Annotated in this window: 22 protein-coding genes; 14 read left to right on the top strand and 8 right to left on the bottom strand. The window is 38.0% G+C overall.

Annotation, left to right across the window (positions count from 1 at the left end):
- Positions 1-82: 82 nt before the first annotated feature.
- Complete coding sequence (gene gss / locus AB4J89_RS12870) at positions 83-1960, bottom strand: bifunctional glutathionylspermidine amidase/synthase (protein ID WP_088493621.1); 1878 nt, start codon at positions 1958-1960, stop codon at positions 83-85.
- Between the two features lie 602 nt (positions 1961-2562).
- On the opposite strand from gss, the gene AB4J89_RS12865 reads away from it, so the two are divergent.
- From AB4J89_RS12865 to efeB, 6 genes are all read left to right on the top strand, one after another.
- Positions 2563-2850, top strand: coding sequence for a helix-turn-helix domain-containing protein (locus AB4J89_RS12865; RefSeq protein ID WP_072063612.1), 288 nt, complete (start codon positions 2563-2565; stop codon positions 2848-2850).
- A gap of 303 nt (positions 2851-3153) precedes the next feature.
- A complete protein-coding gene (locus AB4J89_RS12860) occupies positions 3154-3711 on the top strand; it encodes an iron transporter (protein WP_311755368.1) in 558 nt (185 codons plus the stop codon).
- 68 nt (positions 3712-3779) lie between these two features.
- Complete coding sequence (locus AB4J89_RS12855; protein WP_088493623.1) at positions 3780-4127, top strand: cupredoxin domain-containing protein; 348 nt, start codon at positions 3780-3782, stop codon at positions 4125-4127.
- A 2-nt stretch (positions 4128-4129) separates the two neighbouring features.
- A complete protein-coding gene (locus AB4J89_RS12850) occupies positions 4130-4966 on the top strand; it encodes an FTR1 family protein (protein WP_368469496.1) in 837 nt (278 codons plus the stop codon).
- Entirely contained in the window at positions 4956-5879 is a 924-nt protein-coding gene (locus AB4J89_RS12845) for an EfeM/EfeO family lipoprotein (protein WP_368469494.1), read from the top strand. Before AB4J89_RS12850 ends, AB4J89_RS12845 begins: the two co-directional genes overlap by 11 nt.
- A complete protein-coding gene (efeB, locus tag AB4J89_RS12840; protein ID WP_088493626.1) occupies positions 5869-7134 on the top strand; it encodes an iron uptake transporter deferrochelatase/peroxidase subunit in 1266 nt (421 codons plus the stop codon). Before AB4J89_RS12845 ends, efeB begins: the two co-directional genes overlap by 11 nt.
- A 64-nt stretch (positions 7135-7198) precedes the next feature.
- On the opposite strand, the gene AB4J89_RS12835 is transcribed toward efeB, so the two are convergent.
- Positions 7199-7888, bottom strand: coding sequence for an IclR family transcriptional regulator (locus AB4J89_RS12835; RefSeq protein WP_088493627.1), 690 nt, complete (start codon positions 7886-7888; stop codon positions 7199-7201).
- A 231-nt stretch (positions 7889-8119) separates the two neighbouring features.
- Between AB4J89_RS12835 and AB4J89_RS12830 the strand changes: the two genes are divergently transcribed.
- From AB4J89_RS12830 to htpX, 5 genes are all read left to right on the top strand, one after another.
- Positions 8120-10456, top strand: coding sequence for a molybdopterin-dependent oxidoreductase (locus AB4J89_RS12830; protein ID WP_368469492.1), 2337 nt, complete (start codon positions 8120-8122; stop codon positions 10454-10456).
- A gap of 2 nt (positions 10457-10458) precedes the next feature.
- Positions 10459-11010 (top strand): 4Fe-4S dicluster domain-containing protein, encoded by a 552-nt coding sequence (locus AB4J89_RS12825; RefSeq protein WP_072070981.1) that lies wholly within the window; start codon positions 10459-10461, stop codon positions 11008-11010.
- A 2-nt stretch (positions 11011-11012) separates the two neighbouring features.
- Positions 11013-11831 (top strand): DmsC/YnfH family molybdoenzyme membrane anchor subunit, encoded by an 819-nt coding sequence (locus AB4J89_RS12820; protein WP_318619983.1) that lies wholly within the window; start codon positions 11013-11015, stop codon positions 11829-11831.
- A 304-nt stretch (positions 11832-12135) separates the two neighbouring features.
- Positions 12136-12696 carry a LemA family protein gene (locus AB4J89_RS12815; RefSeq protein ID WP_088493630.1) on the top strand — a complete coding sequence of 187 codons (561 nt, stop codon included), beginning with the start codon at positions 12136-12138 and terminating at the stop codon, positions 12694-12696.
- Positions 12697-12772: 76 nt separating this feature from the next.
- Positions 12773-13738 (top strand): zinc metalloprotease HtpX, encoded by a 966-nt coding sequence (gene htpX, locus AB4J89_RS12810; RefSeq protein ID WP_311755363.1) that lies wholly within the window; start codon positions 12773-12775, stop codon positions 13736-13738.
- A gap of 100 nt (positions 13739-13838) precedes the next feature.
- Here the strand turns inward: htpX and AB4J89_RS12805 are convergent, their stop codons facing one another.
- The 4 genes from AB4J89_RS12805 to AB4J89_RS12790 form a co-directional block, all read right to left on the bottom strand.
- Positions 13839-14021, bottom strand: coding sequence for a DUF2526 family protein (locus AB4J89_RS12805; protein WP_088493632.1), 183 nt, complete (start codon positions 14019-14021; stop codon positions 13839-13841).
- A gap of 87 nt (positions 14022-14108) precedes the next feature.
- Positions 14109-15341 (bottom strand): MFS transporter, encoded by a 1233-nt coding sequence (locus AB4J89_RS12800; RefSeq protein WP_088493633.1) that lies wholly within the window; start codon positions 15339-15341, stop codon positions 14109-14111.
- A 186-nt stretch (positions 15342-15527) separates the two neighbouring features.
- Positions 15528-16298: an ABC transporter permease gene (locus tag AB4J89_RS12795; protein ID WP_088493634.1), complete on the bottom strand. Its 771-nt coding sequence runs from the start codon at positions 16296-16298 to the stop codon at positions 15528-15530.
- Complete coding sequence (locus AB4J89_RS12790; RefSeq protein WP_075674123.1) at positions 16295-17230, bottom strand: ABC transporter ATP-binding protein; 936 nt, start codon at positions 17228-17230, stop codon at positions 16295-16297. The genes AB4J89_RS12795 and AB4J89_RS12790 overlap by 4 nt, the downstream gene beginning before the upstream one ends.
- 784 nt (positions 17231-18014) lie before the next feature.
- Between AB4J89_RS12790 and can the strand changes: the two genes are divergently transcribed.
- From can to AB4J89_RS12775, 3 genes are all read left to right on the top strand, one after another.
- Complete coding sequence (gene can, locus AB4J89_RS12785) at positions 18015-18668, top strand: carbonate dehydratase (RefSeq protein WP_036932822.1); 654 nt, start codon at positions 18015-18017, stop codon at positions 18666-18668.
- Between the two features lie 135 nt (positions 18669-18803).
- On the top strand, positions 18804-19115 hold the full coding sequence (locus AB4J89_RS12780; RefSeq protein WP_194951895.1) for a type II toxin-antitoxin system HigB family toxin: 312 nt from the start codon (positions 18804-18806) through the stop codon (positions 19113-19115).
- Positions 19112-19528 carry a helix-turn-helix domain-containing protein gene (locus tag AB4J89_RS12775; RefSeq protein WP_311755361.1) on the top strand — a complete coding sequence of 139 codons (417 nt, stop codon included), beginning with the start codon at positions 19112-19114 and terminating at the stop codon, positions 19526-19528. The genes AB4J89_RS12780 and AB4J89_RS12775 overlap by 4 nt, the downstream gene beginning before the upstream one ends.
- Positions 19529-19586: 58 nt before the next feature.
- Here the strand turns inward: AB4J89_RS12775 and hpt are convergent, their stop codons facing one another.
- Together hpt and cueO are read right to left on the bottom strand one after the other, a co-directional pair.
- On the bottom strand, positions 19587-20129 hold the full coding sequence (gene hpt, locus AB4J89_RS12770) for a hypoxanthine phosphoribosyltransferase (RefSeq protein WP_036932823.1): 543 nt from the start codon (positions 20127-20129) through the stop codon (positions 19587-19589).
- A gap of 159 nt (positions 20130-20288) precedes the next feature.
- Positions 20289-21869 carry a multicopper oxidase CueO gene (gene cueO / locus AB4J89_RS12765; protein WP_368469486.1) on the bottom strand — a complete coding sequence of 527 codons (1581 nt, stop codon included), beginning with the start codon at positions 21867-21869 and terminating at the stop codon, positions 20289-20291.
- Between the last annotated feature and the right edge of the window lie 111 nt (positions 21870-21980).

Here is a 21980-nt window from a genome sequence, read left to right as displayed (position 1 = left end):
TCACTAAGTATTCTGGTTATTTTTAAAATAAACCCGCCAATTAGGCGGGTCTATTATTTCTTAATTCTAAGCAACTATGATTTTATTTAGTTAAAAAGTGTTTATCTTCAATCACTATTAAAGGCTCAATATCACTCTCTTTTTTAATCACCAAAGTTGGGTCTGAACGTAAACAGCAACCACCATAATGCCCGCCAACAGTAAAGGTGCAAACTTGGATGTAACGATTTGCCACTTTTGGTAAGCACCATAGTTCTTGGTAAATATTTTCTTGATGATCAAACTGGCCATTGGTTTCATCTAAGATGTTCTCTTTATGATCCACTAAACCAATGTTACTACCACAACGTCCCGCAATAGGTTTAATTGCATAACCACTTTGTGCAAGACGAGGAGTCACCGTGAAATCAGTATCTAATAAATAAGGGTTATCAGGGAACAATTGCCATAAAACCGGTAAAATGGCTTTATTACTAGGAATTAGTGTCCAAAGAGGCTCAAAAACTGTAATTTCAGGACGTAAAAGCACATCCACTAAACGTACTTCATCTTCAGGATGTCCAGTACGAATAGGGATCAAAGCTTGTTGCTCACTCTCTTCTCTTAGTTGGTCTAATGCCGTTTCCCAAGCCCATGTTTTCCAGACACATTCAACGACACGTTTGTCTGCATCAATTAATTGACCACGACTATTCCAATGAAGCTCACCTAATCCACGTAGAATTTTACTGTTATAACCTGCTTGAGTCAGAGATTGTTGCATAAAGAGAGCATGATAATCTTCTTCACTATCATCATCTTGAAGAATATGCACAAAAGGTTTTGCATCACTGTGTTTCCAAGCATCGGCTAATGCATCAAGTAAGCGTTCGCCTGGGTTAAAACCGTCTTTAATACCGCCTTTCTGTGCCCATTTTTCGATAATTAAGCCCGCTTCTGTATGGCAAGAGGCAGAGTCAGCATTATATTCATAAACTTTGACACCGCGTTCATCCATGCAAAAATCCAATCGTCCGGTGATCATTTGATGGCGTCTGTTTTGCCATGATAAACGGATACGAGGCCACAACACTTCAGGGATATCGAATAAACGCAGTAACTTATCGTCTTTCAACACTTTTTCTGTTGCATGTAGATACATCAAATGCATTTCATTACTTGCGCGAATAAGTTCCTGCTCCGCACTTTCTGAGATGGAGAAATATTCATAGCTATCTTGATTGATAATGTGACCGTGTTGTGCAAGGACATAGGCTTTTTCTAGAGGTGAGCTTTCATCTAACCACTTGCCATCTAATTGACCTTTATTATCAAGCTGTTCCGCATGAATATTTAACAATTCTGGCGCAATTTTAGGTTGAGGAAGGCTGTAAGCATTTGGCTCTGTTTGGATCATCCAACCTAATAGGGTGGTATTATCAAAGGTATCTTGAATAAAGTAGCCGTTATCCGTCACTTTAAGAGGTAATTCTCTTGTCCATTGTTGCCCTGCGGGTAATCGAGTGTGAATAACATTTTGTTCTGCAATACGAATTTTATCTTCAAGAACTTCAGTAATAACAGCAACATGCCCAGTTACTTTAAACTCACCACCTTCTTGCCAAATCAGCAAAGCACCGACGGCTGGAGGTTGTTTACTACCATTTGCAAAGGCTTGTAATGGCAATATATCGTCATCTATGGTTTTACGTAGAAAACGCAGTGAGAAGATCTCATAAGCCATTCCCACATCAGTAAATACAGCCCCATAATGCAAATAGAGAAAACGGCGAGCAAACTCGACACACTGCCACTTGTGCCCCATATATTCATTACCAATATAACTACGGAATGAATCATTAGCGGCATAGTCTTCTTTATCAATACTGCTGTAATCTGAAGAGTAAATCGCGACACCACCAGGCGCATAGCCTAACAATGTTCCAAATGGTTCATGACGAATGATATCTTTTACATTCATAATCTCGACCTTGACGATAAATAGATAATTACCCTGCAACACTTATAATCTTGCCTAAGTATTATAGTTAACAATCTTAACGCCGTAGCCTATTAGATGTGAATGTAATTTTATAAATTTCAATAAAGTGAGGATAGTTGTTTGAATTTAACACGAGTTTAAGAAAGGAAATCTCGACGATATAAAAAAAAACTCAAAAATAACCCATTATAAAAAAGCATAAAAGGCATTTTCGAGTATAAACACAGTCAAAGAGGGCTTTATCTTTTTTGTTATAGCCTCATTATTTACTCTTTATTAATCATAAATGCGAGCACAAATAACAGATAAAATGGCGTTTGGGCAATATATAGCACTGTTTATCAAAAAATTCTCGATTATCCTGCTAGAAAAAATAAGGATATCAAAATAGTTTAATGAAAATTAATATCATCTTATAACATGACGGGTATAAATAATTCATCCAATTAACCGATAACACATTAGTATGGATTTTACTCATTCAAGTCGGAGTGCTTGTTTATTTTGAAGATCCATCACGGAAACTTGATATTCAATTTATTGGATATTATTGGTGGTTGATAGGAAGAATGAGGTCACTAATGTCAAAGATTTATCCCATTTCTCAAATTATTGGGCATAAAATTCGTAAGCAACGCCAGCAACTTCGCTTGTCAGCAAAGGTTGTCGCTGAACGAGTCGGTATTAGCCAGCAACAATTTTCACGTTATGAGAATGGGCTATGTAAGATTGATGTTGATATGCTCTTTCATATTGCACAAGAGCTAAAAGTCACCCCTGCATTTTTCCTACCGCCAAATGAAGAACAAGTTTCTGCTGTGGCATTGACACAATCCAAACAGTTTTGGAGTGCTCAAAGTCAAATTTAATATTCTTGGTATGGAAATCTTCTGTTTTATCTTCTCATTAAGATAAATAAGATTTCCATATATCATTCTTAATCAGATGATTTCATTGAGCATTATTACCTATAATTATTAATTCCTTTCATATATTTCTTTTAGAACAACAAATTTTTTTCTTTTATAAAATAGAATATTAACGCTATTTTCACTGATTTTCCTGCCAACTTAAGCGATATTTTTCGTATAGATTATCTCCTATTTCTAATACAAATTATGCTAACCTTATTAAGAATAATAACAATTATCATTCAACAATAAGGGTTAAACATGAAATATCGCTATGCGCTCTCTCTCACTGCACTATCATTTCTTTCTGCATCTGCATTAGCTGTTGAGTATCCAGTTGGTCACCCTATTCTTAAAAATGGTATGGAAATTCAAGGGGTTTATCTCCAACCTATCACCATGGATACTGAAGAAGGTCATCATGCGATGAATCACTTAGCTGCCGATAAAGCAGATATCCATTTAGAAGCAGATATTCATGCCACAGAAGATAATCCGAATGGGTTTGCTGAAGGCGATTGGGTCCCCTACCTCACCATTGAATACACCGTAACAAAATCTGATGCACCAGCGAAAAAACAGCAAGGCACATTTATGGCAATGGTTGCCAATGATGGTCCTCACTATGGTGAAAACTTGAAGCTGGACGGAAATGGTCAATATAACGTGACCTATAAGATTTACCCGCCTTCATATAACAAAGATATCGCTTTTGGTCGCCATATCGATAAAGAAACTGGCGTTGCACCTTGGTTTGAACCCTTTGAAGTGTCATGGGATTTCACCTATAGCGGTACAGGCCGTAAAGGTAGTTACTAATTAGCTTGATAACGGATAAATCCAATCATTTGGATTTGTCCTTTTTCTCTTTTTTAAGTGAAACGCTGATGATCAAAACTCTCTCTAAATACACATTATTACTACTCCTAATGGTGACATCCTCTGTTTTTGCAGCAGAGAAATACACGGTTGAATTAGAAATGAAAGATGGCGAACTTATCCCGCAAGTACTTGAAGTACCCGCCAAAACACCGATACGAATAAAAATTCGTAATACAGGTACTAGCCCTGTTGAATTTGAAAGTACACAGCTACGAAAAGAAAAAGTATTAGCGCCGGGCGCAAATTCTGTCGTTGTAATAGCACCACTAAAACCGGGTCGTTACACCTTCTTTGATGATTTTCACCTTTCTCATCCTCAAGGTGAAATTGTTGCAACTGAAAAGGCAGAGTAAATATGGGACAAGTTCTGTTTGTTGTTTGGCGAGAAAGTTTTGAAGCACTATTAGTGGTAGGCATTATTTATGCGTGGATAAAACGTTCACCAACACCACAACAAGGTATGAAATACTTGTGGGGTGGCGTGATATTTGGGCTATTTCTTGCCGTTATTCTAGCGCTGAGTATTTATGGTGTATTTAGCTCGCTAGAAGATATGTGGCAATCTCTATTTATGATCACAATGGAAATCCTCGCCTGTGTGCTTATTGTGCAGATGGTCTATTGGATGAATGGGCAAGGAAAATCATTAAAAGCAAATATAGAAAATGAACTCACCAAAAAAACACAACAACAAAGTGCATGGGGTATTTTACTGATTATTGCCATTGCGATTGCCAGAGAAGGCAGCGAAGTGGTGGTTTTTCTCTCTAGCCATATAATGGCTCTTAATACACAAACAGCACTACCTTTCTTTATTGAAGTCTTTATTGGCTTACTGGTCGCGGCATTCACACTATGGCTATTTTTGCTGACTTCAAAAGTTATTTCATGGCGCTATTTCTTTACCGTAACCGGGTTTTTGTTACTATTCCTTGCCGTTTCTCTGTTATTAAAAGCAGTAGAAGAAATTGCAAATCTACTGATTGAAATGGATTTTGAATTACCTGATTTCTTTATTTACCCACTTTGGGATATTAGCCATATTCTTGATGATTCCAGTATCTTTGGTAATTTTCTAGTTTCATTTTTCGCTTATCGTTCTCAACCTATTGGCTTAAGCGTGGTGACATTTATTGTCTATTGGGTGATTGTTGCACTGTTATTTAAGCGGGGTTCACGCCATGCTAAATAATGCAAAATCGAAAAGTAAAAAGATCACCACTTTTCTAGTTATCTTATTATTTTCTTTTCCTGTTTATGCCGAAAAAATTATTCAGGGCATTATTCAAGATAGTGAAAACATCGTTATTGCCAAAGGGGATATCCCTACTCCCAAAAAATTCGAAACTGATATTTTAAATTATCGAGAAAAAGCGGTTGAACAATTAACGCTAGTTGAAAAATCGCTCGATAAATTAATCGAGAATAGTGAAAAAAATCAGCTTATTAATGCGCAAAACGCTTATCAACAAGCGCATTATCATTATGAGGTTATTCGCCCTATTATCGCCCTTTTTGGGTCAAGTGAACGTTTATTAAATAATCGGGCTGATTTCTTTCTTGAAAGAGAAAACTCACCTCGTTTTTCAGGATTTCATTTAGTTGAATATCAACTGTTTAAATTAAAAGATCTTCAAAAAGCCACGGAGTCGGCAAAAGCCCTTTTAAGAGACATTAGTGACTTAAAAAAACGTGTTGCGATTGAAGATATCCCTATTCCTAAATTGGTTCAATCTGCGGGTGATAGCCTAGAGTTTATTTTGACTGACAAACTCGCTGGTATTGAAAATCAATATTCAAACAGCGATCTGGGTGATAGTTATGCCAATTTATCTGGATCACGCCTAATCGTAGAGATCTTATCGAACCACATTCCAACGGCTGAATATCAATCTCTTATCAAACAATATGACGATATTGGTGCTCTAATTTTAAAATATCAGCGTAATGAAGGTTTATTCCAGCCTTTAACGGCGCTTCCTGAAACAGAAAAAAGTTGGCTTTTTTCTCAAGTGACACAATTAGCAGAGCAAGTAGCGAACTTACGTAGCACGCTCAATATTGATGTCTACTATCACTATAAAGAAGCAAGTGATGAAAAATAAAACTCTCTTTAAATCGCTATCAAAAAATCCTGTTAACCTCAATAAGCGTACAACGTTAAAGTGGCTAGGAGGAAGCTTATTACTCGCCAGTATGGGAGCTAAAGCAATAGAAAAACAAGAAACTTCATCAACTCCGCGTTATCAACGCGCTATTGCTTATTTAGGTCAACATCAAGCGGGCGTTATTACGCCAGAACAAAAACATGCCTCATTTATTGCACTTAATCTGACAGTAACAAGCGCCGAGGATGTGAAAAGAATATTCACAATACTGACACAACGAATTGCATTTTTAACTCAACCCAGAGAACTTCAACAAAGAGCTAATCCACACCTTCCCCCTGCTGAATCGGGTATTTTAGGAACACAATTACACCCCGATGAATTAACCGTCACCGTCGCTTTAGGCGATAGTTTTTTTGATAGTCGTTTTGGTTTTCATGCTAAAAAACCTAAGCGCTTAGAGCCAATGAAACCCTTTCCTAATGACCGACTCGATCCTAAATGGTGCGGTGGCGACGTATTGCTGCAATTGTGTGCGAATAGCCAAGAAAGCGTGATTTATGCATTAAGAGATATTCTAAAACACCTGTCTGGTAAGGTTTATGCTGTATGGAAAATTGACGGTTTTCTTCCTGCTCGTGATATCGATAATCAACAAACGCCGATTAATCTTTTTGGCTTTAAAGATGGCTCTGGTAACGCACCATCTTCAGATAATAGTTTGATGGACTCTCTTGTATGGATCACTGAAAAACAAAAAGAGCCACAGTGGTGTTTAGGCGGGAGTTATCAAGCGGTTCGCCTTATTCGCTTTGCTTTGGAATTTTGGGATAGAACGCCTCTTGAAGATCAAGAAAATAACTTTGGTCGCCATCGTTCAACGGGTGCGCCAATAGGTATGAAACATGAAATGGACGATCCTCAATTTGAAAAAGATCCTCACGGTGACAGAGTGCTATTTGATTCTCATATGCGACGAGCTGAACCAAGAAATCCAGAGCGTTACAGTGCAAAACTACGCCGACGTAGTTATAGCTACTCGTTAGGATTAACGCCTTCAGGTCAACTAGATATGGGGCTGATTTTTATCTCGTTTCAAAATAACCTTAAAAAGGGCTTTATTGATACGCAAAAACGTTTAGACGGTGAACCTTTAGAGCGTTATATCAAACCTTTTGGTGGTGGATATTACTTCGTGTTACCCGGTATATCTCAAGAGGGTGATATTCTGGCAAAAGGGCTATTTGATTAATCAACACACGATTTTAGGCACTTTGCTTTTTCTGCAAAAGTGCCTAAATAACGCCTTTAGCAAATTAGCGGGAGAAATGCGCCATTTTTGCTTTTAATGCATTGCCCAGTTCCATTTGCCTTTCGGGTTCAATAAATCCCATCGTCAATACTGCTGCCACCATTTCCCCTTTTTTATTAAGTACAGGGCATGAAATAGATTGTGCGCCTGGAATGCCTTCTGCCGGCTCATGACGAATAGCAAAACCTTGTTCGCGAATAATATTTTTCTGCTTTTGTGATAAATCGGCTTCAATTTTTAAATCACTAAAAGTGGCAAAAATAGCACCCGCTGCACTGACTTTATGAGGAACAGGAGTATCTGGTAAAAAATCGATATCAACATGTTTAAAGCTACGGTTATAACGAGCTAAAAACAGTTGATTACCTTGAGAAATTACCAGTCCCGTAGACATATTCTGTTCGTCTCTAAATTCACATAATAACTGATTAATCTCATCTACGAAGGATTGTGGCTTTGGCGTCGCCTGTGCTAAAAAAAGAATTTTACTGCCCAAACAATACTGACTTCCTTCACTCTCTTGATACAGCATTTCAGAGCGACAAAGTGAAACTAAATACTTATGTAAGCGACTTTTTGAAAGCGAACAGGCTTTTGCAATATCTGACGATCGGGCAATACCTCCATTCGAAGCAATAAATTCAAGAATGGTAATAGCGATATCAACCGAGTTAACTCCTTGAGAATTCTGCATTTATTTTTCCCACACCTATTCGTTATTTACTTTGTTTTATGACGATATCCCATTATTCTTTTTTTGTCATTTTTACTAGTTTATTTCACTGAAACCTTATTTTAAATAGGGCTTTTTAATCATTTTCTATCGATTATTTTCTTTGTCTATTTTTAGATGATCTAACTCAAGGTTAACTATATATGAATTGGGTTTATATATAGTTAACTTTTCTTGTGCGTGAGAATGTCTATGTCTAAAAATCAAAAATGGGAATTAAATAGAAGAACGTTGTTAAAAGGAATGGGCGCCATTGGCGTGGCTGCTCTTTCTCCTAACGCATTCAGTCTAGTTAATGAAAATAAACCCATATTTAACCAGAAACCACGGATCAAATTATCCGAGTATAAAACCTTTCGTTCAACCTGTGCGATGGAATGTTTGCACTGTAACCTAACAGCTTTTACACATAAGGGGAAACTGATCAAAGTTGAAGCCTCTGAAGGCTTTAATGTGAAATGCTGTTTGCGTGGAATGAGCCGAACTAAGTGGGTATACCATAAAGATCGTCTCACCACACCTTTATTACGTGTTGGCGAAAAAGGGAAAGCAGAATTTAAGCCGATCAGTTGGGATGAAGCGCTTGATCTTATTGAAAAAAACATCAGAGAAACCATTGATAAGTTTGGTAATGAGGGGCTATTTATCTCCACTCATGCGGGCAATATGGACTCGATTAAAAATGATATGGGTAAGGCATTTTTCGATTATTTGGGTGGCTCAACAAAACAAGCCGGCTCTTTATGCTGCTCTGCGGTAACGGCAGCGATGATCCCAATGGTAGGTCTGCGCTATGCAGATACTCGAGATACCGTAAAAGATAGTCGCTATATTCTTTGTTGGGGCAATAACCCTGCTGTCACCATGCAAGCATATTTTAAAAACTACAACCAAGCTCGTCGAAATGGCGCCAGAATGGTGGTTATTGATCCTCGCTTTAATGAAACTGCCGCTAAAGCAGATGAATGGGTCCCGATTGTACCCGGTACAGATACCGCCCTCGCATTAGGTATGATCAAAATTATCATTGAAGAAAACCTCACTGATAAACCTTTTTTACGCGCGCATACAGGTGCTGTTTATCTTGTTAACGCACAACAAAAACTATTACGCCAATCTGATGATGACCAAGATAGCTATCTGGTTTTTGATACCTTGAGCCAGCAACTTGTTCACCATGAAACACCCAATATTGTTCCTGCGTTAACTCATGATGAACTACCCGCTAATGCTGATTACGTGACTGTCTTTGAGCAAATTTATCAACAAGCACAGCCTTGGACTATCGAAAAAACGAGTCAAGAAACGGATGTTCCCAAAGAAACCATTATTCGCTTAGCACGCGATTATGCCACCACCAAACCGGCAATGATTGTGCAAAATATGTCGGGTGCTCAACGAACAGAATTCGGTGCTTATGTTGCCGCAAGCCAGTTTTATCTCGCTTTATTAACTGGCAATATCGGTAAAAAAGGCGCTGGAATTTGTGATGCGGGCGGTGCTCGTCAAATGGCGAAATTTAGCCCAATTATTCCACCAGCACCGAATGCAAAACCCATCAAACCGATCCCTGTTGCAAAAGTGGGTGATTGGATTGTCAATGAAAGACCACATCCAATTAACTTTTGGTGGATCATGACAATGGGTGTGATGACGCAACTTCCTAATACCAATATGGTGCGTAATGCACTGAAAAAAGTCCCTTTTGTTGTTGTCGCTGATAACTTGATGTCATCCACGGCTCTTTATGCTGATCTCGTACTTCCTGTTACCACTATTTTTGAAGATACCAGCTTAATGGCAGGGGTTCGTAGCCAATATGTGCAATTAATGGAAAAAGCCGTTGAGCCACCAGGAGAAGCAAAACCTGATTACTGGATCTTTGCTCGTCTTGCTGAGCGCTTTGGCTTTGGTGAAGTCTTTAATCAACCTATTGAGCATTACATTGATGCTTGCCTTAAAGGTTCTGGCATTACTCGTGAAATGCTGGAAAAAGGTCCAGTGCGTCCAGTTGAGGGTGATTGGGTCCCATTTAAAGATGGTGTTTTCCGTACCTCAACGAAAAAAGCACACTTCTTTATTGAAGAGTGGCAGGGTAAAAATTTCTCCCCTGTTGTCACCTATTACCCAGTAAAAGAGTCCACAAAAGGCTCTCCTGAACTTGCCAAAAAGTATCCTCTGATGGCGGTGCAACGCAAACTCGCCCGTAGTGTTCACTCCAGTCATGGTATGAATGAGTGGATCTTAGAAGTACAGCGTAATCAACCTAATATTCTTATCCATCCTAATGATGCCTTAGCTCGCGGTATTAAAGATGGTGAATGGGCTATCGCATTTAATGATCGAGGTGAACACCGTGCTATTGCCGTTGTGACCACTCATATTAAGCAAGGTGTTGTCTCATTGGATAATGGATGGTGGGAACAACAAGGCGGAAGTAGTAGCCATGTCACCAATGATCACGTAGAGCCTTTGGGTAATGGTCATTGCTGTAATAGCACCTTAGTTAACGTAAGACGGGAGGCATGATCATGGCGAAGAAACAGTATGGTTTTCTGATAAATACCAAAGATTGCTACGGTTGCCGTACCTGCTCTATGGCATGTAAATCTGAAAACGTAACACCTCCCGGCGTGCTATGGCGTCGTGTTCGTGAATTCAACGAAGATCAACCTAATGCACAAGCTTTTATTACTATGTCTTGTAACCATTGTGATGATCCACAGTGCCTAAAAGTCTGCCCTGCTGATACTTACACCAAACGAGAGGATGGTATTGTCGTGCAAGATCATGACAAATGTATTGGTTGCCAGATGTGTATTATGGCATGTCCTTACAATGCGCCTGTTTATGATCCGGTTGAAGGCAAAACCAGCAAATGCAATATGTGTGCAGATAGACTGGATGAAGGCTTAAAACCACGTTGCGTTGAATCTTGTCCTACGGGTGCCATTGAATTTGGCGAAATTGAAGATTTACGTAAAAAACATACGACAAACTGGGCTTTATTAGAAAAACGCTATGGCGTTCCTGATCACACCATCAGTAACCCTAATATTGTCATTATTGGTATGGAGGATTAATCATGCATGATTATCAACTGCCGTTAGTCCTGTTTACGGTAATGAGTCAATGGGGCATTGGTGCGGTATTAGCGCTTTCACTGTATCAATGGCAAAACCAGACTCAAAACGTTGCAATGCTAAGTACCAAAGCATTACGAACAACCATTGCGCTGATTTGGCTGATTGAGGTTCTGGGCTCATCAATGTCAATGGGACACTTAGGTGATCCGCTTGGTGCATATCGTTCTGTTTTAGGTATTGCCCACTCTTGGTTAAGCCGTGAAGCAATTGCCTTCGTTATGCTTAATGGGTTGATTTCATTATGGGCATTAGCAAGCTGGGTACAACCGAATGCTATTCGCCGTAATAGTTTGATTGGATTGTTTTGTGGTGTGATTGGTTTACCTATTATCTTGGTTACAGCGCAAATCTATTACCAAATGCAAGCACACCCGTTATGGCATACACCAGCAACACAAATTAGCTTTATTGGTACAGCGTTACTACTTGGTTTTGGCTCGATGATCCCTTGGTTACGTTTACAAGGTAAAACAATTAGCAATTCATTAAAAATAGGAACATTTATCGGCGCATTATTAGTACTTGTGGGATTAGTTATGAGAGCGCAAGTACCCGGTGCAGATGTGGCAAGCCTATTATTATGGTGGCAAGTCATTGCTAGTTTGATTGTGGGTATTTGTATTATTACGTTGTCTGACAATGCTTCATTTACCAAAACATCGCTTTCTGTTATCGCTATTTTGATGCTTTTTAGCGGTGAAATCACAGGAAGAATGCTGTTTTATGGCAATGTAATGGCGCAAGCACCTTGGTTCTAAATTTGTTATTTCTCTAGGTTAAATGGCTGGGTTAAATAGCTTAGCTTGTTTGCTTATTTAACCTAGTTTTCATCCCCGATGTTTCACTTGATAATTTTATTTACCTTAACATTACCTTTAATTTTGCCCCGAATTTATTCGGGGTATTTTTTTATCTCACCCAATATTATTGATTTTGCTTTATCTGCACTCTTTTTATCTTTGATGAAATAATCATCTAGCTATCTTTATCAATAATAGGCAAAATTAACCTTAATGATTTAGCACAATTCCCTGTTTACTATTAGAAAAGAGAGCGCTTCGCATGACTGGATTAATTATTACCATCGCGTTATTGGGTCTTATTTTTTATTATTACAACCGTATTATCTCTATGCGTGAAGCTGTTATCTCAAGTGAAACTGAAATTTCAGTACAATTAGATCGTCGTGGAAAAGTGTTTGACAGCTTATTGGCCACCGTAAAAAAATACCTCAGCCATGAGTCTGAAGTCTTTACTAAAATCACTGAATTAAGAACACAATCCCAAAGCGCAAATACCAAAGAAGCCAAAGCGGCTGAAGATGAGTTATCAAAAATTGTCTCAAGTGGTGCCATTAATGTTGCGGTTGAAAATTACCCTGAATTAAAATCCGACACCATCATGGCAAATTTACAAGAAGAGATTGTTTCGACAGAAAATAAACTCTCTTTTGCAAAACGCGGCTACAACCGTACTTTAGAACAATATCGCGCTTTCATCGCTTCTATCCCTGCGGTATTTATCGTCAAGATTTTCCCAAGCCTTGTTATTGATAAAGAGTACTGGCGTCTTGATGAAGGAACCATTAAAGCAGAAGAAGCGCGTCGCATTAATTTCGATTAATTTTATAGTAATAAGAGATAGTTATTACTTCTAGATTGATAAAAACAGCACTTAACGGTGCTGTTTGGAGTCACTAATGGATTTCAGAAATGTTCTACGAAAAAATGCTATTCGAACTCGTTTCGTTATAGCAACATATTTACTCTTAATGCTTATGATCGGTTTGCTGGTGGATACGGCTATTGGGGCAAATCCCTATTTAGATCTTACTGATAATATGTGGGCATTTCTGACGTTTCAATCTCTTCCCATTGCTTCACTCATTATTTTAGCTATCTCGATTTTATTGCTTCTCTTTATTCATTTTAAAGGGCATAAAATCATGCTTACAGGAATGAATGCGCGATTAATTAGCCCTGATGACACCTTAAATGCACAAGAGCGCCAATTACTCAATATTGTTGAAGAGCTTAGTTTAAGTGCAACTCTGGGCTACATTCCTAAACTCTATCTTCTTGATACACCTGAAGCCAATGCTTTTGCAGCCGGTTGGTCTGAGAAAAATGCCTTTATTGGCGTAACAACGGGTTTATTAAGTCGTCTTAATCGCCAAGAAGTACAGGCTGTATTAGCTCACGAAACAGGGCATATTATTCATGGTGATTCACGACTGACGTTATATGTTGGCATATTAGCCAACGTTATTTTGACGGTAACAAATATCTTTGGCAGTCGCTTATATATTGCCTCTGGTAATCGAGGTGGTAAAAGTAATGATGCTGCAAGCAAAGCTCGATTGATTTTAATTATTCTAAACTTTGTTTTGCCGATCATTACACAAGTACTCTATTTCTATTTATCCCGAACTCGCGAATATATGGCGGATGCTGCGGCGGTTGATTTAACTCAAGATAATCAAGCAATGATTAATGCATTAAAGAAAATTTCAGCACAGCATGACACTGAAAATTTTGAAGATGGTTCGACGGGACGAGCTTATCGTAAAGCCGCTTTTATTTTTAATAAAGGGGACTCGTTTTTCTCAACGCACCCTTCCATTGAAAATAGGATCGCAGCGCTAGAAGGTCGAAAGACATTTTAATTCGTACTAATACAATGCAGAAAAAGAAAAAAGCGTTTGTACCTGTTTATCAATATGGTACAAACGCTTTTTTAATTCTTATTTCTTAGCAACAATCCGATTAACGGTGTTTTTCACCGTGATGAAAAATAGCGGTACGTAAACGCTCTTGTTGCTCATAACGTAGTGGAAATTCAATTGTTTTATCTTTACCTAATTCCACTAAAAGTTCATTCATGGTTTGAATACTGGTTGTAGCAATCGCATCATCAACCTGTTTAACCATTTCATTATAATGAGACATTGTGATCTCCTTTTTCTCATAAAAATCTTAACCGCTATCATATTACAAGAAAGAGAAATTCTATATTTTTAGTCGCACAAAGCATGATTAAATTGAGTTAAGTGGCTTATTTTTTGTCTCTTGCCCCAATAACATCACCGCTAATATTCCAATCACAATCGAAAAACTGAAAATCAGAAATATTGAGCTTATCTCAAATTGATATTGAACCAAATATCCCACCATTAAAGGCCCTAATATTCCACCAATACGTCCTATTGCTGTTGCAGTTCCAGCACCTGTTGTCCGAATTCCATCGGGATATTGTTCTGGCGTATAAGCGTATAAAGCCCCCCAAGCGCCTAAATTAAAGAACGATAACAACATACCGAAAATAAGCAGTGTTGCAGTTGAATCAGCAATACTGAAATAATAAGCACTAATGGCAGTTCCTGCTAAATAAGTCACTAAAACAAATTTTCGCCCATAACGCTCAATTAACCAAGCCGCGGTAAAATAACCGGGTAACTGCGCTAATGTCATAATAAGCACATATTGAAAGCTCTTAATTAAGCTAAAGCCTTTTAACATGGCAACACTAGGTAACCATAAGAAAATACCGTAATAAGAGAAAACAACACAAAACCATAATATCCACAGCATGAGTGTTGAACGACGATATTGTGGTGACCAAATTAACGCCATTGATTGGCGAATCGATAAACGTGTTTTTTTCTGTGAAATATGCGATGAGGTAGGTTCAGGTAATTTTGAACGTAAATAGAGAGCATATACTGCGGGTAATGCACTTAATAGCATCGCCATACGCCAGCCATAATCAGGAATAATAAAATAAGCAATCAACGCAGCAATTAACCAACCGACAGCCCAAAAACTCTCTAATAAAACAACAATTCTGCCTCGTTCATGGGTTTCAACACTTTCACTAACAAGCGTTGAGGCAACGGGTAATTCGCCACCTAATCCCATTCCAATAAAGAAACGTAAAACAAGTACCACCATCAAAGAGCTTGCTAATGCCGTTAATCCACAACCTAAGCTAAACAGTAACAAAGTAAAGATAAAGACAGGTTTGCGCCCTTTTCTATCAGCCATAATGCCAAACACAAAAGCGCCAACAGCCATTCCAATTGAGTTTACACTACCAATCCAACCCAATTGTGATGCCGTTAGTCCCCAATCTTCTTTTAATGCTGTGAGTAAGAATGCAAGTAATCCCACATCCATTGCATCAAAAGTCCATCCCATACCTGCAATACATAAAAGCTTATTACGAGAGATTGCCTCAGGTGCTTTACCTGTTTGGCTTGCCGTTGTCATTACATTTCCTTTTTATCCCCTGCCAAAGTGTTTAGTATACTAAACAAGAAAATTCTCTTTGTTAATAGCAAAGTCATCATTTAAAGAAAAATTAACATTTATGCTGAAAAAATAGCTAAAAAAAATCGGTATCTCTAAATAAGATACCGATTTCAACTTTTATAACTTTCTATTTTGCTTTTTTGATTAGCTTCTTAAACCACGACCTTTTTCGATTAAATACCATGCAATAACGTAAAACACAGCAATGAAAAGACACAAAACACTAATCGTTACGGTTAAAGAGACATCTGTAATGCCCAGAAAACCGTAGCGGAAACCACTAATCATATAAACAATTGGGTTAAGCTTGGATACACCTTGCCAAAACTCAGGTAGTAGTGAAAGTGAATAGAACACACCACCTAAATAGGTTAATGGTGTTAAAACAAAGGTTGGGATAATACTAATATCATCAAAGGTTTTCGCAAAAATTGCATTTAATAATCCGGCGAGAGAAAACACAATTGAGGTCATCAGTAATGTCACCACCACCATTGTCCAAGAATGTATTTCTAGCGGTACAAAAAAGAGTGAAACTAAGGTCACTAAAATACCAACACAAATACCTCGGGCCATACCACCACCAACAAAACCGGCAATAACAACATGCGTTGGCACTGGTGAAACTAATAATTCTTCAATACTACGTTGAAATTTCGCACCAAAAAAAGAAGAAGAAACATTTGCATAAGAGTTTGTTATTACTGCCATCATAATCAAGCCAGGAACAATAAACTGCATATAATCCACACCGCCCATATCGCCAATTCGTTTACCAATCAGGTTTCCGAAAATAACGAAATAGAGAGACATGGTTATTACTGGTGGAATTAATGTCTGTACCCAAATACGACCAAAACGGGTGACTTCTTTAATCCAAATTGTTTTGAGGGCTACCCAATACAGCTGAATCATTCCCTCTCTCCTTCTACTGTATGCTCTTCATTCACTAAGTGAACAAATAATTCTTCAAGGCGGTTGGCTTTATTTCTCATACTTAACACTTGAATACCTTGTGCATTAAGTTGAGCAAAAACACTATTTAGTCCTTGCTCTCTTTTAACATCAACTTCTAATGTAGATGTATCGACCAAGCGATATTGATAATTTTGTAATTCAGGTAGTGGGCTCTTCGGTGCTAAATCTAAAATAAAGGTTTCAGACTCTAATTTACTTAATAGCCCCTTCATACTGGTATTCTCAACCAGTTCACCACGTTGAATAATACCAATATTCCGACACAGCATTTCTGCTTCTTCCAAATAGTGTGTGGTTAGAATAATGGTTGTACCTTCAGCATTTAATTGTTTTAAAAACGTCCACATTGAGCGACGTAATTCAATATCAACACCTGCGGTAGGCTCATCAAGAATAAGTAATTTAGGTTGGTGCATTAATGCACGCGCAATCATTAAACGGCGCTTCATTCCCCCAGATAAAAAACGCGCTCTATCTTCGCGCTTTTCCCATAAATCTAACTGGGTTAAATAAATTTCGGCACGCTCTAATGCCAATTTACGAGGTACCCCATAATAACCGGCTTGATTGAGTACAATTTGTAATACGGTTTCAAAAGGGTTGAAATTGAATTCTTGTGGCACTAATCCTAATTGACGTTTTGCATTGACCATATCGGTATCAGTGTCATAACCAAATACTTTGACTTTACCGCTACTCTTATTAACTAAAGAGCTAATAATACCAATTGTGGTCGATTTGCCTGCGCCATTAGGGCCTAATAAAGCATAAAAATCGCCAGCCTCAACGGTGAGATCAATTCCTTTTAGCGCTTTTACGCCATTGTGATAAGTTTTCGTTAACTCCGTTAACTCCAATGCATACGTCATATGTGGGAATTACCTTTTATCAACTGCATTATTCAGCATTAACTGAGCTGAAATCAGAAAATAAGCTTAGTTCAAAGAATAAAATGGAATAAGTTATTCTAGAGAATATTCGGTGGCAAATAAACCGTTTTAGGGCTTATGACACAAACGAATAAATAAATATTTTTTAACTATTACAATAATAAAGAATAAGAGATGGAGAGAAAGAAAATTAGCCATCAAGGCTCAAGGTTCTTTTATTTCTTACGAATATTCTGATGTTTTAATAAATTTATCCCTTGATGCAATCATTTAGCCTAATTGATACCAATAAAATTATTGCCTTTGTTTCTCAAGTTTACTGATGAATATTATCCCTCCATTTATCACCTCAATCAATGATGCTCTTTATTTTTATCCTTTTTACTTTCAGAGTAAAAATAAAACCAATAATCACAATCATTAGTTTTATTTACGTAATATTTGCAAGTATCTATTTTTGAATAATACAACGGCAGGTTTAACAAACAGTTATCTTTTTATACATTTGATTTACATCAAGGAATGTATTGATAAATTCATTAAACAAATGCTATAAAAAGATCTATCTTATTTGAAAGCGAAAAATTACAAGCAATTATCTGTCACTTGGCTTTAAAAAGCCCTCTGATTAATTCAAAAGTAATGGTATAAAAATACCCTTTCTTAATGGATCTCTCGCATCCAACAATAACACAAGAGCTATTTCGTGTTGGCGTACTGTCAGCGCAAATGGTGGGAAACCGAATTTACAGGCAGTCACGTCATGATGAGAAAAATTGAAGAGCTGTTAGCCAATAACAAGCAATGGTCAGAATCTGTTACTGAAGAAAATCCTCAGTTTTTTAAAGATCTCTGTAAAGGTCAAAAACCTCACTTTTTATGGATTGGTTGCTCTGACAGCCGCGTTCCAGCAGAAAAATTAATCAACGCAGCACCGGGTGACTTATTTGTTCACCGTAATGTAGCAAACTTAGTCATTCACACTGACTTAAACTGTCTTTCTGTGATCCAGTATGCGGTTGATGTATTACAAGTCGAACACATTATTGTCTGTGGTCACTATGGTTGTGGTGGTATTGAAGCCGCTATTGAAGGCACCGAATTAGGACTTATCAATAACTGGTTACTGCATATCCGCGATATCTGGTACAAACACAGTTCTATGTTAGGTGAACTTGCACCACAAGATAGATTAAACCTACTTTGTGAGCTAAACGTTATTGAGCAAGTTTATAACCTTGGTCACTCGACAATTATGCAAGCAGCGTGGAAGCGTGGGCAAAAAGTGATGATCCACGGTTGGGTTTACGGTTTAAATAACGGTGAACTACACGATCTTGATGTCACCTCTGACAGCCGTGAGAAACTTGAACTTTCTTATCGTCAAGCAATGGCGAAATTGAGTCATCCACGTTAATAAGATACTTTCGATTAAATAACAAAAACCCGCCTAAAGCGGGTTTTTTTATAGTTTTAAAATATATAGTTGCCTATTTGGCAACAACAAAGAAAGATGCTAGTCTGTTGACAAATAGGAAACAAGGGGCAGGGAATGCACGTAATATCACGAGAGCCTTTTGATTTAGCATCTATACGTTTCCCCAATTGTGCTCAAGCACTTACCGATGCTTATAGAACGCTAAAACAGAATACTTATCAAACACCTGAAGCATTAAAAAAAGTCTTCCCAAGTTTAGATAGGATGAAGTATAGAGAAAAATGGTGGGTTATCGATATTGGTGGAAATACGCTAAGGATCCTATTTTTTGCGGATTTTGAACGCGACAAAATATTTGTGAAACATATTTCTACTCATGCTGAATACGATAAACTCATTGATTACTATCGGAGAACAAAAGAATGATGATTGTTGATGCAATTAAGGCTGCTAATAGCCTAGTCAATATAGTTCCTATTCTTGGTCATAACCAATCTCGTAAAGACTATGAAGAGGGTGTCAAATTAGTTGAATACTTAGTAGAACACGACCCAGATAATCCTTTAATTGATATGCTTTGTCATAAAATTGACGAATATGAAAATAGCGCACCTGAATTTGGAGCTTTCAATGCAAGACTCAATCAATGTGATGATGCAATTGCAGTTTTGCGCACATTGATGGATCAATATCAGCTAAATACGACTGATTTTAAAGAAGAATTAGGCTCACGCTCTTATGTAAGTCGTATTCTCAATGGTGAACGTAATCTCACACTAGAGCATATTAAAAAACTGGCAGCTAGATTCAATGTACCTGTGTCTATTTTTATTAAGTAATGCCGATAAAAAAACCCGCCTAAAGCGGGTTTTTTTACTTCTATTTTAAGTAAATAAATTACTCATCTAATAATGTTACATGCCCAATATAAGGCAGGTGACGATAACGCTGTGCGTAATCAATGCCATAACCAATAACAAATTTATCTTCGATGGAATAACCAATCCACTCAACAGGTACATCTACTTCACGACGAGAGGGTTTATCCAATAAAGTACAGATAGAAATAGAAGCGGGCTCACGTAAGCTTAAAATCTCTTTAACCCGATTTAAGGTGTTACCTGAGTCGATAATATCTTCAACAATCAGAACATCTTTACCACGAATATCTTCATCGAGATCTTTAATGATTTTAACGTCACGCGTTGACGTCATACCATTACCGTAACTTGATACAGTCATAAAATCGACTTCATGGTTCACGTCAATTTCACGACATAAATCTGCCATAAAAATAAAAGAACCCTTTAACAAGCCGATTAAGACAAGATCATGTTGACCTTGACGTGGGCGGTAATGTTCTGTGATTTCACGACCTAGCTCAGCAATACGCTGTTTGATCTCTTCTTCAGAGATCATGACATCAACAATATGTTTCATGATTAATTTCGATTGGGTTAACGGGGAAAGCAAACGATTGTACCAGAACTTCCTTCATCATGCGATGATCTGATTTAATGAAAATAAAGGCACAAAATATTAATTCCATGCCTTTTATTAATTTATCTTACTGATATTAATGATTTTTATAGTGATAGATTATTTACTAACAGTAAAACCTGCCATCATTCCAGTATCTTCATGTTCTAATAAATGGCAGTGTGCCATAAATGGATGTGCTTTTGTCGCCAAATGATCAAATTTCACCAAAATTTCGCTAAATTGCCCTTCAACTTTCACGATATCTTTCCAACCTTGGCGATGCTTCTCTGGTGCTCTGCCATTTTCAGATAAAATGCGGAATTGTGTACCATGAACATGGAATGGATGTAACATCATATCGCCACGCCCAGAAACAACCCAGCGTTCGTAAACACCTTGTTTCACATCAAATGCAGGTTCAGTCATTGAGAATGGAATACCATTGATACTGTTAGCATTATAGATATCTAAATCACCATTACCATGACCGCAATTCATGCCACCGCCCATCATGCCACTGCCGTTACCTTGACGCATATGACTCATTCCATGATGAATACCCGCTAATGCTTTATCACCATAACGCTCTGTTAATAGCATCATGCCTTGCATATCTAAACGCATATCCATACGTAGATGTAATGTGCGCGTTGAAAGATTGCTTAATGTTGGTAGTGCAGGAATAAGTGCTAATTGCTCAGGTAAAAGACCTTGCCCTTTTTCTGCTGATGGTAACAAGCGTAATACAGGTAATACATTATCAAATGGCGCTAAAACCATTCCCATTTGGCGCACGGGTAAAGTGACAATATCAAAATCGCGTCCATCAGAGGTATCCACTAAAACTTCAAAGCGCTCACCCATTAAAATTGGTAATTCGGTCACTTTGACTGGCTCGGCGAGTAATCCACCGTCGCTGGCAATCACATACATTGGTCTGCCATCACTTGTGGCAAGGTTTAAACTACGCGCATTACAGCCATTTAAGAAACGTAATCTAACCCAACCTTTTGGTACAATATGCTGCGGTTGAATAGCGCCATTGGTTAACATCATATCGCCAAACCAACCAATTGCAGCACTCATTACGTCGAGTTGATAATCGATTTGTCCATCACTGTCTAAACGCTTGTCTTGTAAAATAACGGGTAAATCATCAACTCCCCAGCGATTAGGCAATTTACGGCTTGCGGTTTCATCATCTTCAATAATCACTAACCCGCCTAATCCCATGGCGACTTGTTGTCCGGTAACACCATGAGTATGAGGATGGAACCAACACGTTGATTCAGCTTGATTGGGTGTAAAAGTGACAGTACGAGATTTTCCTGGCTCAATCATTGCTTGTGGGCCGCCGTCTTCTTCACCACTGATTTCAAGTCCATGCCAGTGAACAGTTGTTGTCTCAGGTAATTGGTTATTGATATTAATTGTGACGGGTTGACCACGTTTAAGTTTCAATGCGGGGCCTAATAAGCTGCCGTTATAACCCCAAGTGGTGGTGTTCGCGGTAGGTATAAATTTAGAAATACCTTGTTGAATATTCAGAACAATCTTTTGTTGAGCATCGGGGGCAATTTGAGGTGGAATAGCCAATGAAGGCGTGTTACTTTGGGCAAACGCAAAGCGACTCCAACTTGGTAATAATGTTACAGCACTTAATGTGGCGCCTAATTTTAAAAATTCGCGACGTTGCATAATGTATTCCTTTGAATAAAAACAAATTATTTTGTATTTATCGAAATAAGATGAATAAAGAAGTTTTGTAAACTATTACCAATGCTAAAGTTTCCCCTTACTGGAAGGTCA

Origin of the sequence: Proteus sp. STS61-E (assembly GCF_040932335.1) — a bacterium.
GTDB classification, from domain to species: Bacteria; Pseudomonadota; Gammaproteobacteria; order Enterobacterales; family Enterobacteriaceae; genus Proteus; species Proteus mirabilis_B.
The sequence above is the reverse complement of the archived record's forward strand: the minus strand, read 5'-3'. Positions and strand labels throughout refer to the sequence as shown.

What these genes read in the sequence shown, in the direction of transcription:
- gss (WP_088493621.1), bottom strand. Translation starts at nt 1,960, where the DNA reads ATGAATGTAAAAGATATCATTCGTCATGAACCATTTGGAACATTGTTA.
- AB4J89_RS12865 (WP_072063612.1), top strand. Translation starts at nt 2,563, where the DNA reads ATGTCAAAGATTTATCCCATTTCTCAAATTATTGGGCATAAAATTCGT.
- AB4J89_RS12860 (WP_311755368.1), top strand. Translation starts at nt 3,154, where the DNA reads ATGAAATATCGCTATGCGCTCTCTCTCACTGCACTATCATTTCTTTCT.
- AB4J89_RS12855 (WP_088493623.1), top strand. Translation starts at nt 3,780, where the DNA reads ATGATCAAAACTCTCTCTAAATACACATTATTACTACTCCTAATGGTG.
- AB4J89_RS12850 (WP_368469496.1), top strand. Translation starts at nt 4,130, where the DNA reads ATGGGACAAGTTCTGTTTGTTGTTTGGCGAGAAAGTTTTGAAGCACTA.
- AB4J89_RS12845 (WP_368469494.1), top strand. Translation starts at nt 4,956, where the DNA reads ATGCTAAATAATGCAAAATCGAAAAGTAAAAAGATCACCACTTTTCTA.
- efeB (WP_088493626.1), top strand. Translation starts at nt 5,869, where the DNA reads ATGAAAAATAAAACTCTCTTTAAATCGCTATCAAAAAATCCTGTTAAC.
- AB4J89_RS12835 (WP_088493627.1), bottom strand. Translation starts at nt 7,888, where the DNA reads ATGCAGAATTCTCAAGGAGTTAACTCGGTTGATATCGCTATTACCATT.
- AB4J89_RS12830 (WP_368469492.1), top strand. Translation starts at nt 8,120, where the DNA reads ATGTCTAAAAATCAAAAATGGGAATTAAATAGAAGAACGTTGTTAAAA.
- AB4J89_RS12825 (WP_072070981.1), top strand. Translation starts at nt 10,459, where the DNA reads ATGGCGAAGAAACAGTATGGTTTTCTGATAAATACCAAAGATTGCTAC.
- AB4J89_RS12820 (WP_318619983.1), top strand. Translation starts at nt 11,013, where the DNA reads ATGCATGATTATCAACTGCCGTTAGTCCTGTTTACGGTAATGAGTCAA.
- AB4J89_RS12815 (WP_088493630.1), top strand. Translation starts at nt 12,136, where the DNA reads ATGACTGGATTAATTATTACCATCGCGTTATTGGGTCTTATTTTTTAT.
- htpX (WP_311755363.1), top strand. Translation starts at nt 12,773, where the DNA reads ATGGATTTCAGAAATGTTCTACGAAAAAATGCTATTCGAACTCGTTTC.
- AB4J89_RS12805 (WP_088493632.1), bottom strand. Translation starts at nt 14,021, where the DNA reads ATGTCTCATTATAATGAAATGGTTAAACAGGTTGATGATGCGATTGCT.
- AB4J89_RS12800 (WP_088493633.1), bottom strand. Translation starts at nt 15,341, where the DNA reads ATGACAACGGCAAGCCAAACAGGTAAAGCACCTGAGGCAATCTCTCGT.
- AB4J89_RS12795 (WP_088493634.1), bottom strand. Translation starts at nt 16,298, where the DNA reads ATGATTCAGCTGTATTGGGTAGCCCTCAAAACAATTTGGATTAAAGAA.
- AB4J89_RS12790 (WP_075674123.1), bottom strand. Translation starts at nt 17,230, where the DNA reads ATGACGTATGCATTGGAGTTAACGGAGTTAACGAAAACTTATCACAAT.
- can (WP_036932822.1), top strand. Translation starts at nt 18,015, where the DNA reads ATGATGAGAAAAATTGAAGAGCTGTTAGCCAATAACAAGCAATGGTCA.
- AB4J89_RS12780 (WP_194951895.1), top strand. Translation starts at nt 18,804, where the DNA reads ATGCACGTAATATCACGAGAGCCTTTTGATTTAGCATCTATACGTTTC.
- AB4J89_RS12775 (WP_311755361.1), top strand. Translation starts at nt 19,112, where the DNA reads ATGATGATTGTTGATGCAATTAAGGCTGCTAATAGCCTAGTCAATATA.
- hpt (WP_036932823.1), bottom strand. Translation starts at nt 20,129, where the DNA reads ATGAAACATATTGTTGATGTCATGATCTCTGAAGAAGAGATCAAACAG.
- cueO (WP_368469486.1), bottom strand. Translation starts at nt 21,869, where the DNA reads ATGCAACGTCGCGAATTTTTAAAATTAGGCGCCACATTAAGTGCTGTA.